Genomic DNA, 17,661 nt, shown 5'->3' on the forward strand with positions numbered 1-17,661 from the left:
TCAAGGACTATTTTATGACCGACCAATTGCCCATGCCCGTCACCGCCCCTCTGACCCAGGCCCAGAAAACCCAGATCATCAACCTGATCCGCCGCGCCGCCCGGGCCGAAATCATGCCCCGCTTCCGCCGCCTTGATGCAGGCGAGGTCGACACCAAACGCGACGAAACCGACCTAGTCACCCAAGCCGACACGGCAGCCGAAGCGATGATCACCCGCGGCCTGCAAATGGCCTTCCCCCACGCGCTCGTGATCGGGGAAGAGGCCGTATCGGCCAACCCAAAACTGCTCGACGGCGTGGGCGACGCCGAACTGTGTTTCATCATCGACCCGGTCGACGGCACCTGGAATTTCGCCAAGAACATGCCACTTTTCGGCACGATGGTGGCAGCCTGCCGCTTTGGTGTCCCGGTCTTTGGCCTGATCTACGACCCGGTGGGCAACGATCTGATCATGGCCGACAACAGCAATGCAGCTGAATGGCTGACGCAAACAGGGCGCCTGCGCGCGATCCAGACCGCCAGGACCAAACCGCTGGATCAGCTCGCAGGCTACGCCCACATTCGGCTGATGACACCCGCGGACCAGGCGCTGATGTGGACCAAGGTCGGCGCGCTCGCCTTTGTGGGCAGCCTGCGATGCTCGGCCCACGAATACCGTCTGGTCGCCACCGGCGCGGTCGATTTCCTGATCACCAGCTCGCTCAACAGCTGGGATCACGCCGCCGGCGCCCTGATCTGCCAGCAGGCAGGCGGCAAGGCGGCGATGCTCGACGGTTCGGACTACAACGCCGCAACCAAGGAAGGCTACCTGCTCACAGCCTCGTCACCCGAAGTCTGGGACACGCTCGCCGCCCATTTCGCCGATCTCATGTCCGACGAATGACGCCCTGGTTCTTCGGCTACGGCAGCCTCGTCAACCGGGCCACCCATGACTACCCGCAAGCCCAGCGCGCCACGCTCAACGGCTGGCGGCGCGCTTGGGTGCGCACCGAACGGCGCGACGTGGTGTTCCTGTCGGTGCACAAAGCACCGGGCCACAGCATCGATGGGCTGATCGCCTCGGTCCCGCAGGCGGATTGGGCCGCGCTCGACCTGCGCGAAACCGGATACACCCGGATTGACGCGACCCGCGCCGTGACCCACGACGCCAACGCCACCGACATCGCGGTCTACCAGGTGCCCGCCCATGCACAGCAACCAAGCGGCGATCACCGCATCTTGCTCAGCTATCTCGACGTGGTGGTCCAAGGGTTCCTGCGCGAGTTCGGGCAGGCCGGGGCCGAACAGTTCTTTGCCACGACCGATGGCTGGGACACGGCCATACATGACGACCGCGGCACCCCGCTCTACCCCCGCGCACAAACCCTGACGGCGCAGGAACAGACGCTCACCGACCGCCTACTTGCGCAGGTTCAATAGGGACAACAGCCGCCCCTCGCGCGCAAAGCTGTCGCGGGCAACCTCACCACCCTCAGCCGCGATGACACGCCGGGCCAACGCCCAGGCAAACCCGCCAAAAACGACCGCCGACAGCGCCTGCCCGATCAGAACGCCCTCTGCGCCGTAAAGCTGCCCGCCAACCCACACCAGCGGGATCATGGCGACCGTGTTCCGTCCCCAGTTCATCCACGTCGAATAGAACGGGTGCCCCAGATTGTTGAACGCCGCATTGGCCACAAACAACACCCCGTTGAAAAAGAACAAAAGCGCCAGTGGCCCGCAAAACAGAAACACCAGATCGCGGGTCACGCCACTCGCATCGAACAGGTCCGCAATCGGCCCCCGCAGCACGAACAGCGCCCCCGCAATGACAAAGATCACCGACCCAGCAAAGATCAGCGCCGCATCGAACCCCGCACGCACCCGGTCACGGCGACCCGCACCAAAGTTCTGACCCAGGATCGGACCAACCGCACCGGAAAGGGCAAAGATCACGGCAAAGGACACCGGCATCAGACGGCCCACGATGGCCATGCCCGCCACGGCCTCCAACCCGTACTGCGCCATGGACCGTGTGACGATGGCCTGACCCACGGGCGTTGCAAATTGCGTCAGGATTGCAGGGAAACCGATGGTCACAAGCGGGCGCAAATCGCGCAACATCCCCACCACCTCGGGGCGCGGCAACCCGCCATGATGGCGCAGGATCGGCAGGATCGCCGTTGTCGCAATCGCCACCCGCGCCGCGACCGACGCCAGCGCCGCACCGGTCAAATCCAGCCCCAGACCAAAGATCAAAATGGGATCCAGAACGGCATTCACACCCCCACCCCAGATCGTCGCCATCATCGCGCGGCGCGCATCGCCATGAGCGCGCAGAATGCCACTACCCATCATGCCCACGACCAGAAAGGGCAGCGACGGGATGATGATAGCCAGATACCCCTCGGCCAGCGCCGCCGTCTCCCCCTCGGCCCCGATCCAGCGCACGAAGGTGGGAATGTTCCACCAGACAAAGGCCGAAAACAGAACACCGAACCCAATGCCGTAGGCTAGCCCATGCGAACTGCGCAGCCGCGCCCGGTCGCGGTCGCCCGCACCCAGATCCCGCGCGACCAGTGCGCCCACCGCAATCGCCATCCCGATGGAAAAGGACGTCGTGAAAAACAGGATCGCCCCGGCATAGCCGACGGCAGCGGCCAACTCCGCCTTGCCCAGCATGGAGATAAACACCATGTCGATAAAGTCGACCAGAAACACCGCCATCAACCCAACGGTCGAGGTCAACGACATCACCGTCACATGACGTAAAAGCGACCCTGAGAGGAACTTCGCCTGCCCCTCAGCCATCACCGGCGCTCTTCATCTTGCCAGAAAAACTCCCCCCGGAGGGCCGCTGTCCAAAAGCGCCCCCCGCCAGGATCATGTGCGGGCCTTCACAACCTGCAAAAGCGGCATGAGCGATCCCATATCGGGCCCATGCCGTTGCCCGGTCAGCGCCAGACGCAAGGGCATGAACAAACCGCGCCCCTTACGACCCGTCGCGGCCTTCACGGCACCGGTCCACGTACCCCAGGTGTCGGCATCAAACGGCCCTTCGGGCAACATCGCCATGGCCTCGGTCACGAAGTCCTTGTCCTCGTCCTCGATCACAGGCTCGGCCCCGTCCCGGCACAGCGCCCACCAGGTCGCAATATCAGCACGGGTGTCGATGTTCTCGCGGATCACGGACCAGAACGCATCGCGCTGACCCTCGGGCACGCCAGCGGCATCCAGATCGGCGGCCACGGCTTCGACTGGCAAGGCCTGCAAGTAGCGGCTGGTCAGCGGATCAATATCCGCCACATCGAACTTTGTCGGCGTCGTGCCAAACCGACCCACATCGAACCCGTCGATCAGGGCCTCCATGTCCATCCGCAACTCCACAGGGTCCGAGGAGCCCAATCGGGCGAGGAGGCTCAGCACCGCCATCGGTTCCACACCTTTGGCGCGCAGATCACGCAAGGCCAATGTGCCCAGACGCTTCGACAGCGCCTCGCCCTGCGGCCCGGTCAGCAGCGAGTGGTGCGCAAAACGCGGCACGGACCCGCCCAGCGCCTCGATGATCTGGATCTGGGTCGCGGTGTTGGTCACGTGATCCGACCCGCGCACCACGTCCGTCACACCCATCTCAGTGTCGTCCACGACGGATGCCAACGTATAAAGCACCTGACCATCGCCCCGGATCAGCACCGGGTCGGACACGCTGGCCGCGTCGATGCTGACATCGCCGATGATCCCGTCGGCCCATTCGATGCGTTCGTGGTCCAGCTTGAAGCGCCACACGCCCTGCCCGCGCTCAGCGCGCAGCGCAGCCTTCTCATCATCGCTCAAATTCAACGCCGCACGGTCATAAACCGGCGGCTTGCCCATGTTCAGCTGCTTCTTGCGCTTCAGATCCAGCTCGGTCGGCGTCTCGAACGCCTCGTAGAACCGGCCAATCTCGCGCAGCTTGTCCGCGGCCGCAGCATAGCGATCCAGCCGCTCCGACTGCCGCTCCACCCGGTCCCAGTGCAGGCCCAGCCACTCCATGTCCTGCTTGATGGCGTCAACGTATTCTTCCTTCGACCGCTCGGGGTCGGTATCGTCGATGCGCAGGATGAAAGTGCCGCCCGCCTTGCGCGCGATCAGGTAGTTCATAAGCGCCGTGCGCAGGTTGCCGATGTGCAGGTAACCGGTGGGCGACGGGGCGAAACGGGTGGTGGTCATGGGCGTCTCCAAAACTTCCGCCTGCCTTGTCACAGGGGCTGCCCCTTGTCCAGCGAGGCACGCGCGCGCACGGGCCACCGGGAGGCCAAATCCTGCACACCCGCAGCAATCAATTCGCCCAGAACATCCAGGTCCACCCGTTGCAACCTCGTGATGTACAGACACGACTTGCCCCGCGAATGCGGCCCCAGGCGGTCAAGGATCGGTCCAAAATCCGTGTAGCCCGGCATGATGTAAATGCTCAACTTGGCCTTGCGCGGGGCAAACCCCGTCGCCATCCACGTCCCGGACCGACCCGATGCGTAGGTGTAGTCGTAAGCCCCGTAACCCACGATTCCACCGGTCCAGACCTGCGCCTCAAAACCCGTCACCCGTCGGAACAGTTCATCCAGAACACGTGCCTCCTCGCGCCTTTGCTGCGGTTCCACGTCCTCGACCCAGACGGAAAACGGCGTGTCAGACGTTTGTGTTTTGAGGTCGGCCATCGGCACCTCTCGCAAAAATGAACAGCCGTGTTTGCATATGACCACGTGACTGTGTCGCCATAGCGCTATGTATGATGTGTCTGACAGGAAGGATAACACCCATGTCCACACCCCCCAAATTCAATCGTCGCACGGCCCTGATGGGTGCCGCCGCACTTCCACTGGCCGCCGCCACAGCCACCCAGACGCGGGCCGCAGCGCCCATGCTCGGGGTTGCCCAGGCCCCGTATCGTCGGGTCAAGGTCGGCAGTTTCGAGGTCACGACCCTGCTGGCTGGCACACGCGCGGTCGAAGGGCCACACAACATCTTCGGCCTGAACGTGGATGCCGATACGTTTAACAGCGTCTCGGCCGAGGCCGGGCTTTCGACGCACGCAGCCCAATTCTTCTTCACGCCCACGCTTGTGAACAACGGCTCCGAACTGGTCCTGTTCGACACCGGGCTGTCCGGCGCCGGCACCGTCGCCGCGATCGAAGCGGCAGGCTACACCGCCGACCAGGTGGACAAGGTGGTGATCACCCACATGCACGGCGACCACATCGGCGGCCTGTCGGGCGATGACGGCACGCCCACATTCTCCAACGCCGCCTACGTCACCGGCTCAGCCGAATTCGGCGCGTGGTCGGGCACCGACAACGAAAACTTCGACGCCAAGGTCGCCCCGCTGAGCGAACAGTTCACGATGCTCGACGACGGCGGCTCACCCGCCTCCGGCATCACGGCCATGGCTGCCTTCGGACACACGCCCGGCCACATGGTCTACATGGTCGAAGATGGCGGCACGCAACTCGTGATCGGCGCGGATTTCGCCAATCACTACGTCTGGTCACTGGCCCACCCCGACTGGGAGGTCCGCTTCGACATGGACAAGGAAGCCGCCGCCGTAACGCGCAAGCGCCTGCTCGACATGATGGCCACGGACCGGATCGCCTTTATCGGCTACCACATGCCCTGGCCCGGCATCGGCTACGTCGTCGGCAATGGCGAAGGCGGCTACCGCTACGAAGCACACAGCTACCAGCTCATGCTCTAAGCAAGAAAGGCGGAGGACAGCTCCGCCTTACACCTTCCCTGCGGCACTCAGGCGATCCCAGGCATAGCCAAGGAAACCTCGCCGAAAGCTATGGCCGCCGGGGAAGGTGCAGAACTCCAGCACATCACCCGCCGCGTTGTCCTGCCGCTGGCACGCCAGATCGTCCATGACGTCCGCGTGCTGCACAGGACCAAAGCCACCCTGATCGCGATACATGGCAAGAACCTCGGCCATGTCGCCCTGCTTGGTGTCGCGGATCGGGCGCCCGGCCAAGGGCACGGTGCGGTCCTCGGTGCCGTGAATGTGGATCACACTCGCAGGCGCCGCACAGCTTTCAGGCGGACCCTGCCAGAAGGTCCCTGCCACCGGCGCGAAGCCTGCAAACAGATGCGGCCGGGTGCAGGCCAATTCCCACGTCACCATCCCCCCGGCCGAGAAGCCCGACATCATGATGCGGTCGGGATCGACACCAAAACGCGCGGTGATGTCGGCCACAACGTCATCGAAATACGCCATCTCGGCGGCACCCGTGCTGTCCATATTGCTGGGCGTGCCGGGAATGTCCCAATCATCGCCCGCCGATTTCACGGCAACCAGCGCAAGGCCCATATCCGACACCATGCGGCGCATGTTCATGTTGCGCATCGTGCCACGCGCCGAACCGCGATAGCCGTGGGCAAAGACAATGGCGCCCACGGGCGTCGCACCGTCATGGCCCTCCGGCATCGCGATCAGGTAGTGACGGTCGCCCAGCACACATTCCGTATCCGGCCCACAGGCATCGGCCGCACCGCCAAACACAAGGGCAAAGACCCCGGCCAACATCCATCGCGACAGCATCCGCACCCTCCGCAGTTCATCCTGCCGGAGCAGCATGACAAAGGCACGCACAGGCTCAAGTCACATGCGCGTGTAAAGGATGTGACCCAATCAGCTCGGATCGCGCCACCGGTTCACGATGGGATAGCGCCGATCCAGCCAGAAGGCCCGCGTGGTCAGGCGTGCGCCGGGTGCGGACTGGAACCGCTTGTATTCGCTGAGGTAGATCAACCGCTCCACCTTGCGCGCCACATCCGTCTCGAACCCGGCAGCCACGCAATCGGCAATCGACCCGTCCTGATCCACCAGAATATCCAGCAACACATCCAGCTCGGGATAATCCGGCAGGCTGTCGCTGTCCTTCTGATCTTCGCGCAGCTCGGCACTTGGCGGTTTCGTGATGATCCGGTCCGGGATCACCTCACCGGTATTGCCCATCATCCAGTCGCGATGGTTGGCATTGCGCCAGCGGCAGGTCTCGAACACGCGGGTCTTGTAAAGATCCTTGATCGGATTGTAGCCGCCCGCCATGTCGCCATAGATCGTGGCATAGCCAACGGAGACCTCGGACTTGTTGCCGGTGGTCAGCAGCATCTCACCAAACTTGTTGGACAAGGCCATCAGCAACAGCCCCCGAATGCGGCTCTGGATGTTCTCCTCGGTCAGACCCTCGTCCATCCCCTCGAACAAGGGCGCAAGGGTCGAGGTCACAGCGGCCCGGGTCTCGGCAATCGGCACGTAATCATAATGGCACCCGAGTGCGGTCGCACAGGCTTCGGCATCCTCCAGCGAATGCGGGGATGTGTATTCCGACGGCAGCATGACGCAGCGCACATTTTCCGGGCCCAGCGCATCGGCGGCAATGGTGGCGACCAGCGCGGAATCCACACCGCCGGACATGCCAAGCAGCACCTTCTTGAACCCGGTCTTGCCGCAATAGTCGCGCACGGACGTGACCATGACGCGGTAGTCCTGCTCCCACTCGTCAGGATGATGTGCTTTTTCGCCATCAACCACACGCCAGCCGTCGGAGCCACGCTCCAGATCGACATGGGCCACGATCTCGTCAAAAACGGGTAGTTGCACGGCCAGCGCGCCACCGGGGTTCAACGCAAAGCTGCCACCGTCAAAAACCTGATCGTCTTGTCCACCCACCATGTTCAGATAGATCAGCGGCAGCCCAGTCTCGACGACACGGGCAACCATATGGTTCAGGCGGGTTTCGAATTTACCCCGGTAATAGGGCGAGCCATTGGGCACCAGCAGGAACTCGGCGCCGGTTTCCTGAAGGGTTTCGGACACCTCCGGGTGCCAAGCATCCTCACAGATCGGGCTGCCGACGCGCGTGTTGCCCACGGAATATGGCCCACCCAAAGGCCCCGCATCAAAAATGCGCACTTCGTCGAACACCGTTTCATTGGGCAGGTTGTGCTTCAGCAACCGGCTCACGATCTTGCCACCGCGACAGATCAGATAGGCGTTGAAAAGCTCCGCCCCTTCGGTCCACGGACAGCCAATGGCAAGCGTCGGCCCCTCGGCGCACTCTTCCGCCAGCGCCTCCACCGCCTTCATGGCCGCGGTGTGAAAGGCAGGCTTCATCACCAGATCCTGCGCGTTGTACCCGGTGATGAACATCTCCGGCAGCGCCACCAGATCGGCGCCTGCGTCGCGCCCCGCCTCCCAGGCGGCCTTGGCCTTGGCGGCATTGCCCGGGATGTCGCCCACAATCGGGTTCAACTGGCCCAAGGTGATGCGAAATGTGTCGGCCATGACAGGCCCTCCTTCAACGTCCCGCGTGATGTAGCAGAAAGCGGGACGGAGGAAACCCACCCGCGACAACGCGACGAAATACACCTTCTTCTGACTGAAAATACCACGGGGGAGCCCGGCACGGGCGGGGGCAGAGCCCCCCAAACAATGTCGTCGCGCAGCGGCCTTTGGATCACGTCCCGCTGAACCCCATTGCCCCCTGCCGCCCCCTGCCTTACCCTTTCCGCGCCTGCCCCACGGGGCAAGCCAACGAATCTTGAGAGGTGAGCCATGTCCGTCCGCGGTCTGATCTTCTGTCTATGCCTGTTGCCCGGCGCTGCACTTGCGCAATCTGGCGCCGTGCTGACCAAGCAATACGATGATGGCGGCGTCTACGAGGGGACCTTCCGCGGTGGCCTCCAGCACGGGCAGGGCACCTACCGGCTGCCCAATGGTTACGAATATTCCGGCGAATGGGTCGATGGCGAGATCAAGGGCGAAGGCACGGCGCGCTTCCCCAACGGCTCGATCTACGAAGGCACGTTCTCCAAGGGCAAACCCGAAGGCTTCGGCAAGATCACTTTCGCCGATGGCGGCACCTATGAGGGCGAGTGGCAATCCGGCGCCATCATGGGCGAGGGCGTCGCACTCTACGCCAACGGGGTGCGCTACGAGGGCCAGTTCCGCAACGCCAAACACCACGGCAAGGGGACCATGCAGTCGCCGGGCGGCTACGAATACCGCGGCGACTGGATCGACGGCATCAAACAGGGCATGGGCGTGATCACCTACCCAGATGGCTCCGTCTATGACGGTCAGATCGACGCCGGCAAACGCCAGGGCGAGGGGACGCTGACCACGCCCGACGGGCTGGTCTACGTGGGCCTGTGGACCGGCGGCCAGATCGACGGTAAGGGCACGCTGACCCAACCCAATGGCGACGTCTACGAAGGCGACCTCGTCTCCGGCAAACGCGAGGGCCAGGGGCGCGTCACCTACGCCAATGGGGACGTGTACGAAGGGCAATTCACCGATGACCGCCGCCACGGCCAGGGCACCTTCATCGGCAATGACGGCTATCGCTATATCGGCCAATGGGCCGAGGGCCAGATCGAGGGCACAGGCCGCGTCACCTACCCCGATGGCTCCGTCTACGAGGGGGAATTCGTCGACGACCTGCCGCAAGGCACCGGCAAGATCACCTATCCCGACGGCGCAGTCTACGAAGGCGCGTGGATCGCCGGCGTGATCGAGGGCGAGGGCAAGATCACCTACCCCAACGGCATCACGTATGAGGGCAGCTTCAAGAACGCCCGCAACCACGGCACCGGCGTGATGACATATGCCGACGGCTACCGCTACGAAGGGGCCTGGGTCGACGGCAAGCGCCAGGGCCAGGGCGTGGCCACCTACCCCGACGGCACGGTCTATACCGGCCAGTTCCAGGACGGCCAGCGCCACGGCACAGGCAAGATCGTCATGGCCTCGGGCTTCACCTATGAAGGCGAATGGCAAAACGGCGAAATCAACGGCCAGGGCATCGCCACCTACGCCAGCGGCGACGTGTACGAAGGGATGTTCCAGGACGGCAAGCGCCAGGGCACCGGCACCATGCGCTACGCCACGGGCGAAGAAGCCACCGGCGAATGGAAAAGCGGGACCCTGAATGAAGACAGCTAGGGCTGTCGCGGCAGCGCTCTGCCTCCTCGGCAGCGCAGCGCACGCCGAATGGCGCACGATCGACGGCTTTTCCGACCCGTTCAACGGCTTCGACACCCGCGCCGCGGTCACCGAAGCCGCCGATGGCACCATTCTGCACCTCTACCGAAACCCGGTCGGCCGGGTCTATGCGCTCTTCACACTGCCAGAAACCGGACCCGACTTCGCCGCAGAAGGGCCCGTCGCGACACTCACACCCCAGGGCTTCGATCCCAAATCCATCGAAGCCCGCTCTGAAGCGGGCCGGGTGGTGGAATATGCAGCGACCCAAGGGCGCACCCTGCGCGACAGGCTCTGGCACGGCGAAGGGACGGCCCCCGCCTTCGGCACCCTGCACGACCTGATCGAAGCGCCGGAAATCGCGGCAACCTTCACCCTGTCCGATGGTTCCACCCACAGCACAACATGGTCGATGGCGGGCGCGGGCACCCCCATCGCCCACGCGCTCGGCATCACCATCGAAGGGGCGGCCGCAGGCCAGGAATGGGAAGACGCCGCCGCCCAGGCGCTGCTCGCGGCGATGACCACCTGCCAGTTCCCCAAACTCGATGTCACCTGCGTGCAAAAGGTCACCGCCTGCTCGGACAAGATCAGCACCGACCGCGACATTGACGGCTTTGACGCCTGCGTCGCCGAAGGCACAGACTGAAGGGACAGCTCCCATGACGGACAAGGACGGCGCCTTCGACACACATGTCGCCAGCACCTACGATGAACGGCACGGCGCGACCTCACCAGACACGCTGAACAGCACCATCGACACACTGGCCGCCCTTGCCGATGGCGGCGCAATCCTCGAATTCGCAATCGGCACCGGCCGCATCGCCCTGCCCCTGGCAGCGCGCAATATCCCGGTCTCCGGGATCGAACTGTCGGCAGCCATGGTCGACCAGATGCGCGCCAAACCCGGCGGCGCGGACATCCCCGTGGTCATCGGCGACATGACGCGCGCCAAGGTCCCCGGGCCCTTTGCTCTCGTGGCACTGGTCTTCAACACCATCGACAATCTAACAACACAGGACGCGCAGGTGGCCTGTTTTGAAAACGCTGCCGCCCACCTGCAACCCGGCGGGCGCTTCGTGGTCGAAACCCTGATCCCACCGCTACAAGACCTGCCGTTCGGCGAATGCAAACGCGCCTTTGCCGCCGATGACGATCATTTCGGAACAGATGTGTTCGACGTCGCGCAGCAGACATACAGCTCGCGCCACGTCTGGATGACAGATAAAGGCACCGACACGCTGACGGTCCAGTTCCGCTATGCGTGGCCCGCCGAAATGGACCTGATGGCACGGATTGCCGGGCTCACGCTCGAACATCGGTGGTCCGACTGGTCCAGATCACCCTTCACCCGAACCAGCCGCAGCCACATTTCCGTCTGGCAGAAACCGGCATAGAGCTTACACCAGCTCACCAGCCGACATCCGCTCCAGAAACGCCTCGGCCTCCGACAGCACGGTCTCGCGCCGCGCATCATCCATCCGGTCCCAGGTCCGGTACATGTTGCCCATCCGCGCATTGTTCGAAAACCGATCCCGATGCCTATCCAGGAAATGCCAGTAAAGCAGGTTGAAGGGGCACGCCTCCTCGCCCGTCTTGACGCTCACCTTGTAGTGGCAGCCTTTGCAGTAATCCGACATCCGGTTGATGTAGGCGCCGGACGATACGTAAGGCTTCGACGCAATCACGCCGCCATCGGCAAACAGCGACATACCCACGACATTCGGCGCCTCGACCCATTCAAACGCATCAGCGTAAACGGCCAGATACCACTCCGACACCTCTGCCGGGTCCAGCCCGGCCAGCAGCGCAAAATTCCCTGTCACCATCAGCCGCTGGATATGGTGGGCATAGGCTTCGGCCCCCGTCTGCTCGACCGCTTTCGAAATGCAGCGCATCCGCGTCTCACCACCCCAATAGAACTCCGGCAATTTCCGCTGGTGGTTCAACACATTGCGGCGCGGATAGTCGGGACCATGCAGGAAATAGATGCCCCGCACATATTCCCTCCAGCCGATGATCTGGCGAATGAAGCCCTCGGCCGCGTTGATGGGGGCATCTCCGTCCTTCCAGGCCTGCTCCACCGCCTGACAGACCTCCAGCGGGTCAAGCAGCCCGATGTTGATGTAAAGGCCGACAACCGCGTGATACAAAAACCGGTTCTCCGCCAGCATCGCATCCTGAAAGTCCCCGAACTTGGGCAGTGCGTGTTTTACGAAATGGCCCAACGCCCGCCGCGCCTGCCCCTGATCGGTCGCAAACCAGAACGGGCGCAGATCGCCAAAATGATTGCCAAAGCGCCGCTCGACCAGATCCAGCACCGCCTCGACCGTCTCATCCGGCGTGAATTGCATCGGCCCGCCAAAATCCACGTCATCCGGCGCAGGCTTGCGGTTGTCGTGGTCATAATTCCACTTGTCGCCCGCGGGCTGGTCGCCCTCCATCATCAGCCCGGTCTTACGCCGCATATCGCGATAGAAATACTCCATGCGCAACGCCTTGCGCCCCTCGGCCCAGTCCTCGAACTCTTTGTGAGAGGCAATGAACCGATCATCCTCCAACAGCGTGACCTTCAGCGGGCACTCCTCAAGAGCCGCGATCAAGCGATACTCCCCGGGCCGCGTCGCAATCACCTCCGACGCCCCCCGCTGCTCCGCCCGACGCAGCAGCTCGCCGGTGATCGACTGGCTGTTCTCGGTATCGTCCAGTTCGGAATAATCGACGGTCCAGCCATCCTCCCGCAACCGCGCCGCAAACTTGCGCATCGCAGCAAGGATCAGCGCAATCTTCTTGGGATGATGGGGTACATAAGACCCCTCCTCCGCCACCTCGGCCATCACGACCACATCGCTCGACTTGTCAGCCCCCCGCAACGCCGCAACGCTCTCGGTCAACTGATCCCCCAACACCAAAATCAACCGGCTCACCACGGCACCTCCGCCCCTGAATAGTCAAAGAACCTGCCGGTCTGCTCCGGCCCCAACCCGTCCATGACGGCAATCAACTCTTCTGCCGCCTGTGCGGGAGGCACCGACGGATGCCGCCCCAGATACTTCTCGGTAAACGATGTCGCCACAGTCCCCGGATGCAACGCCACCACAGCAGCCCGCTTATGCGTCCTCGCCAATTCAATCGACGCCGTCCGCACCACCTGGTTCACGGCAGCCTTCGCCGCCCGATATGAAATCCACCCGCCAATCCGATTGTCCCCAATCGACCCAACCCGCGCCGACAACACGGCAAACACCCCCGGTGCATCCCGATCCAGCAACCGATGCGCATGGCTCAAAACCAACGCAGGCCCCACCGCATTCAGCGCAAACTGATCCATCATCGCGCCCGGATCCAAGCCCTTCACAGTCTTCTCCGGCGCCGCCCCATCAATCTCCAACGCCCCCGTCGCGACGACCACCCGGTCATAAGGCCCACGCCCCGCCAAATGCCGTTCCACCGACCCCGCATCCGTCACATCAAACCCATCACCAGACCGCGACAGCCGCTCCACCTCAGCCCCACGGCGCTCAAACCCAGCGACCAGAGCCGACCCGATCCCACCGGACGCACCCAATATCAAAACCTTTTCCATGAGCGCACGAGCTAGCAGCCAAACCCGATCCATCAACTTCATCTTGCCAAATAAACTTCCCCCGGAGGGCCCGGCAGCCACCAGAATTCCCCACTTCCCATTCTCGGCAAGCGCGGTATAACTAAGCCCATGACCAATGCCACGCATATCCCGACGCAGCGCCCCACCGGCGCGCTCCTGCGTGGCCTCCTGCTCCTAATCCGCCTCTGAGCGTGCCCACCGGCGCGACCGCTCAGAGGATGCCGCCCGCGCCAAGGCTTTAGGACAGAAAAAGAGAATTCAAATGACCCAAGATCAAGTTGTCATCTTCGACACGACCCTCCGCGACGGCGAACAATCCCCTGGCGCCACCATGACCCACGCCGAAAAGCTCGAGATCGCGAACCTGCTCGACGACATGGGCGTCGACATCATCGAAGCGGGCTTTCCCATCGCGTCCGAGGGCGACTTCAACGCCGTCTCCGAGATCGCCAAACAGACCCGGAACGCCGTGATCTGCGGCCTCGCCCGCGCGCAGCTGCCCGACATCGATCGCTGCTGGGAGGCGGTGAAACACGCCAAACGCCCCCGCATCCACACCTTCATCGGCACCTCGCCCCTCCACCGCGCCATCCCGAACCTGACGCAGGACGAAATGGCCGAGCGGATCGAACAGACGGTCAGCCACGCCCGCAACCTCTGCGACAACGTGCAATGGTCGCCCATGGACGCCACGCGGACCGAGCTTGACTACCTCTACCGGGTCGTCGAAATCGCGATCAAGGCAGGCGCCACCACGATCAACATCCCCGACACCGTGGGCTACACCGCCCCACGCGAAAGCGCCGACCTGATCGGCAAACTGATCGAGAACGTCCCAGGCGCGGATGAGATCACCTTCGCCACCCACTGCCACAACGACCTCGGCATGGCGACGGCCAACTCGCTGGCGGCCGTCGAAGCAGGCGCGCGCCAGATCGAATGCACGATCAACGGTCTGGGCGAACGCGCAGGCAATACGGCACTGGAAGAGGTCGTGATGGCCCTCAAGGTCCGCAACGACATCATGCCCTTCCAGACAGGCATCGATTCAACCAAGATCATGAACATCTCGCGCCGCGTCGCCGCCGTCTCCGGCTTTCCCGTCCAGTTCAACAAGGCCATCGTCGGCAAGAACGCCTTCGCCCACGAATCCGGCATCCACCAGGACGGGATGCTCAAGAACGCCGAGACGTTCGAGATCATGCGCCCCGAAGACGTAGGCCTGTCTGAGACCAACCTCGTCATGGGCAAGCATTCGGGCCGCGCCGCCCTGCGCGACAAGCTCGAACAGCTGGGGTTCGAGGTGGGCGACAACCAGCTCAAGGACGTCTTTGTCCGGTTCAAGGCACTGGCCGACCGCAAAAAGGAAATCTTCGACGACGACCTGATCGCGCTGATGCGCACATCGGACGATGTCGAATCCTCGCGTCTGAAAATCGTCTCGCTCGCCGTCCAATGCGGCACCGAAGGGCCACAACAGGCCGAACTGACGATGGAGATCGACGGCGAGGTCCAAAGCACCACCCAAACCGGCGACGGCCCGGTCGATGCGACCTTTAACGCGGTCAAGGCACTCTTCCCGCACGAAGCACGCCTGCAACTTTACCAGGTCCACGCCGTGACCGAAGGCACCGATGCCCAGGCCACAGTGAGCGTCCGCATGGAAGAAGCGGGCCGCATCGTGACCGGCCAATCCGCCGACACCGACACGGTCGTGGCTTCGGCCAAGGCCTATGTCCACGCGCTCAACCGCCTGCTGGTGCGGCGCGAAAAGGCGGGTACCGACCGGCGTGAGGTCAGCTACAAGGACGTCAGCTAAAAGTCAGGCGGGCGACACGCCCGCCTTACCAGTGCCGACACGATGGCACCGTAGGGTGCGCATCCCTTGCGCGCCCATCGTAAGGCGGAGGTGCCCTCCGCCCTCCACACGTTTGCCCAAAGCGCCGCAAAGCCATCCTGTCTCCGCAATGGCCGGTTATCCCACGCAAAGCCGCAGGTCTCAGCGATTTACAGGGGTGACAAAATGAACAGTGGCTTCTTCAAACGGCCCGCCAATGAAAAGCCGATGCAGACATTCCCCCCACCCGAGCCAGAACACGCTCCCGACCCCACACGCGACCACATGCCGGCCGCCGCGCCGGACGCGCCCGGAGTCTTTAGTGTCACTGAACGCGGGTTTGACGAACTACACCCGCGGCTAAACGCGCTTCACGAGTTCAAGGCGTTCAATGTCGCAGGACAACGGGATGCCGCGCAAATCGCCGAACTCGACCGGGTTGCACCGATCTGGAAGGCATTCAAATAAGGTGATGTCGCAGCAAGCGAACAACTTCCGCGCAATCTCTACGTCCAGCTTGGTATGCGCTTCCCGGACGCGATCCCGACGGTCTTTACCGGTGGACGCATGAATGTCTTTTACATGCGCGAGGACATCGCGAACATCCTGCGCCAGCACAACCTCGGCGACGCCGCCCTTCTGCCCGTCGACATCTATGACGCTGACGGCCTGAACACATATGATGAGCGCGCCTATCTCCTTGCCCCAGGCACATTCCGTCCGACAGTGGACATCCGCGCATCGCGTCTCCGCAGGAACCGCTACGCTTCAAAACCGGAATTCTCACTTTACTACGATGCCGAAACCTGGCGCGACCTCACACCGCTGGCACAGCCGGACGACGGGCTTGCCGTCTGGTGGGACGACAAGATCATCAACACCGTCTTTTTTCAGCGAGGCGCTGGTGGCCGACCTGAAAGGAACAGGGCTCGAACAGGATGTCATCGTGGGCAGGATCGGACAGGGTCCGCTCTGAACGCAGTCGCATGTCAGCCGGACATAAACCCGCTGACGCCCCGTCCCGCGTCCAAAACGGTCTTTAATCCGCGCCCGCCCATCCCTATAAGACCCCGGGTTGCAAGCGCCCCCGAGTCGGGGCGCCAATAAGCATTTGGGGCCAGTCAAAGGCAAGGGGCACGGGGCATGTCAGTATTCGGAAATCTCGGCGGTCTGTTCTCGTCAGACATGGCGATCGACCTCGGCACCGCCAACACGCTGGTTTACGTCAAGGGGCGCGGCGTGATCCTGAGCGAACCCTCGGTCGTGGCCTACCACGTCAAGGACGGCGTCAAGAAGGTGCTCGCCGTGGGCGAAGACGCCAAGCTGATGCTGGGCCGGACCCCCGGCAGCATCGAAGCCATCCGGCCCATGCGCGAAGGCGTCATTGCCGACTTCGACACCGCCGAAGAGATGATCAAGCACTTCATCCGCAAGGTGCACAAACGCTCGACCTTTTCGAAGCCCAAGATCATCGTCTGCGTCCCCCACGGCGCGACACCCGTTGAAAAACGCGCAATCCGCCAGTCGGTGCTGTCCGCAGGCGCCCGCCGCGCGGGCCTGATCGCCGAACCCATCGCCGCCGCCATCGGCGCGGGCATGCCCATCACCGACCCCACCGGCAACATGGTCGTCGACATCGGCGGCGGTACAACCGAGGTGGCGGTTCTGTCGCTCGGCGACATCGTCTACGCCCGCTCCGTCCGCGTCGGCGGCGACCGCATGGACGAGGCGATCATTTCCTACCTCCGCCGCCAGCAAAACCTGCTTGTGGGTGAAACCACCGCCGAACGGATCAAGACTTCCATCGGCACCGCCCGGATGCCCGACGACGGGCGCGGCACCTCCATGCAGATCCGGGGCCGCGACCTGCTGAACGGCGTGCCCAAGGAAATCGAAGTGACACAGGCGCAAATCGCCGAGGCGCTTGCCGAACCGGTCCAGCAAATCTGCGAAGCGGTGATGACCGCGCTCGAAACCACGCCACCCGATCTGGCAGCCGACATCGTGGACCGAGGCGTGATGCTGACCGGCGGCGGCGCGCTGCTGGGTGATCTCGATCTGGCACTGCGCGAACAGACCGGCCTCGCCGTCTCCATCGCTGACGAAAGCTTGAACTGCGTGGCCCTTGGCACCGGCAAGGCGCTGGAATACGAAAAACAACTGCGCCACGCCATCGACTACGACAGCTAAACCGGTGTCGTTAAGACTCTGCTAACCAGCTA

Annotated in this window: 17 protein-coding genes; 10 read left to right on the forward strand and 7 right to left on the reverse strand. The window is 63.4% G+C overall.

Going from position 1 to position 17,661, the window contains the following annotated elements; translation table 11 throughout:
* Positions 1-14 precede the first annotated feature (14 nt).
* Positions 15-884 carry an inositol monophosphatase family protein gene (locus KUV51_RS17505; protein ID WP_222522731.1) on the forward strand — a complete coding sequence of 290 codons (870 nt, stop codon included), beginning with the start codon at positions 15-17 and terminating at the stop codon, positions 882-884.
* The gene (locus tag KUV51_RS17510) at positions 881-1,420 is read left to right on the forward strand and encodes a gamma-glutamylcyclotransferase family protein (RefSeq protein WP_222522732.1); all 540 of its coding nucleotides are present in this window, start codon (positions 881-883) and stop codon (positions 1,418-1,420) included. Before KUV51_RS17505 ends, KUV51_RS17510 begins: the two co-directional genes overlap by 4 nt.
* On the opposite strand, the gene KUV51_RS17515 is transcribed toward KUV51_RS17510, so the two are convergent.
* From KUV51_RS17515 to KUV51_RS17525, 3 genes are all read right to left on the reverse strand, one after another.
* Complete coding sequence (locus tag KUV51_RS17515; RefSeq protein ID WP_222522733.1) at positions 1,400-2,791, reverse strand: MATE family efflux transporter; 1,392 nt, start codon at positions 2,789-2,791, stop codon at positions 1,400-1,402. The genes KUV51_RS17510 and KUV51_RS17515 overlap by 21 nt on opposite strands.
* A gap of 72 nt (positions 2,792-2,863) precedes the next feature.
* Positions 2,864-4,189, reverse strand: coding sequence for a glutamate--tRNA ligase (gene gltX, locus KUV51_RS17520; protein ID WP_222522734.1), 1,326 nt, complete (start codon positions 4,187-4,189; stop codon positions 2,864-2,866).
* 29 nt (positions 4,190-4,218) lie between these two features.
* Positions 4,219-4,674 (reverse strand): DUF1801 domain-containing protein, encoded by a 456-nt coding sequence (locus KUV51_RS17525; RefSeq protein ID WP_222522735.1) that lies wholly within the window; start codon positions 4,672-4,674, stop codon positions 4,219-4,221.
* 101 nt (positions 4,675-4,775) lie between these two features.
* Here KUV51_RS17525 and KUV51_RS17530 point away from each other — a divergent pair, with 101 nt between their 5' ends.
* On the forward strand, positions 4,776-5,708 hold the full coding sequence (locus KUV51_RS17530; protein WP_222522736.1) for an MBL fold metallo-hydrolase: 933 nt from the start codon (positions 4,776-4,778) through the stop codon (positions 5,706-5,708).
* Positions 5,709-5,735: 27 nt separating this feature from the next.
* Here the strand turns inward: KUV51_RS17530 and KUV51_RS17535 are convergent, their stop codons facing one another.
* A complete protein-coding gene (locus KUV51_RS17535; protein ID WP_261385892.1) occupies positions 5,736-6,548 on the reverse strand; it encodes an alpha/beta hydrolase family esterase in 813 nt (270 codons plus the stop codon).
* Between the two features lie 90 nt (positions 6,549-6,638).
* Complete coding sequence (locus KUV51_RS17540) at positions 6,639-8,297, reverse strand: NAD+ synthase (RefSeq protein ID WP_222522737.1); 1,659 nt, start codon at positions 8,295-8,297, stop codon at positions 6,639-6,641.
* A gap of 270 nt (positions 8,298-8,567) precedes the next feature.
* Here KUV51_RS17540 and KUV51_RS17545 point away from each other — a divergent pair, with 270 nt between their 5' ends.
* The 3 genes from KUV51_RS17545 to KUV51_RS17555 are packed head-to-tail and all read left to right on the forward strand — an operon-like array spanning position 8,568 to position 11,392.
* Positions 8,568-9,956: an MORN repeat-containing protein gene (locus KUV51_RS17545; RefSeq protein ID WP_222522738.1), complete on the forward strand. Its 1,389-nt coding sequence runs from the start codon at positions 8,568-8,570 to the stop codon at positions 9,954-9,956.
* Positions 9,943-10,644 carry a hypothetical protein gene (locus KUV51_RS17550; RefSeq protein ID WP_222522739.1) on the forward strand — a complete coding sequence of 234 codons (702 nt, stop codon included), beginning with the start codon at positions 9,943-9,945 and terminating at the stop codon, positions 10,642-10,644. Before KUV51_RS17545 ends, KUV51_RS17550 begins: the two co-directional genes overlap by 14 nt.
* 13 nt (positions 10,645-10,657) lie before the next feature.
* The gene (locus KUV51_RS17555; protein WP_222522740.1) at positions 10,658-11,392 is read left to right on the forward strand and encodes a class I SAM-dependent DNA methyltransferase; all 735 of its coding nucleotides are present in this window, start codon (positions 10,658-10,660) and stop codon (positions 11,390-11,392) included.
* A gap of 3 nt (positions 11,393-11,395) precedes the next feature.
* Here the strand turns inward: KUV51_RS17555 and KUV51_RS17560 are convergent, their stop codons facing one another.
* Entirely contained in the window at positions 11,396-12,922 is a 1,527-nt protein-coding gene (locus KUV51_RS17560) for a cryptochrome/photolyase family protein (protein WP_222522741.1), read from the reverse strand.
* Positions 12,919-13,581, reverse strand: coding sequence for an SDR family NAD(P)-dependent oxidoreductase (locus tag KUV51_RS17565; protein WP_222522823.1), 663 nt, complete (start codon positions 13,579-13,581; stop codon positions 12,919-12,921). The genes KUV51_RS17560 and KUV51_RS17565 overlap by 4 nt, the downstream gene beginning before the upstream one ends.
* A 283-nt stretch (positions 13,582-13,864) precedes the next feature.
* Between KUV51_RS17565 and KUV51_RS17570 the strand changes: the two genes are divergently transcribed.
* The 4 genes from KUV51_RS17570 (at position 13,865) to KUV51_RS17585 (ending at position 17,629) form a co-directional block, all read left to right on the forward strand.
* Positions 13,865-15,421 carry a 2-isopropylmalate synthase gene (locus KUV51_RS17570; RefSeq protein ID WP_222522742.1) on the forward strand — a complete coding sequence of 519 codons (1,557 nt, stop codon included), beginning with the start codon at positions 13,865-13,867 and terminating at the stop codon, positions 15,419-15,421.
* A 204-nt stretch (positions 15,422-15,625) separates the two neighbouring features.
* Entirely contained in the window at positions 15,626-15,907 is a 282-nt protein-coding gene (locus tag KUV51_RS17575) for a hypothetical protein (RefSeq protein ID WP_222522743.1), read from the forward strand.
* Between the two features lie 54 nt (positions 15,908-15,961).
* Positions 15,962-16,546 (forward strand): hypothetical protein, encoded by a 585-nt coding sequence (locus tag KUV51_RS17580; protein WP_222522744.1) that lies wholly within the window; start codon positions 15,962-15,964, stop codon positions 16,544-16,546.
* Positions 16,547-16,582: 36 nt separating this feature from the next.
* A complete protein-coding gene (locus KUV51_RS17585; RefSeq protein WP_076629964.1) occupies positions 16,583-17,629 on the forward strand; it encodes a rod shape-determining protein in 1,047 nt (348 codons plus the stop codon).
* Positions 17,630-17,661 lie beyond the last annotated feature (32 nt).

The sequence above is a fragment of the Tateyamaria omphalii genome, assembly GCF_019802125.1.
GTDB classification, from domain to species: Bacteria; Pseudomonadota; Alphaproteobacteria; order Rhodobacterales; family Rhodobacteraceae; genus Tateyamaria; species Tateyamaria omphalii_B.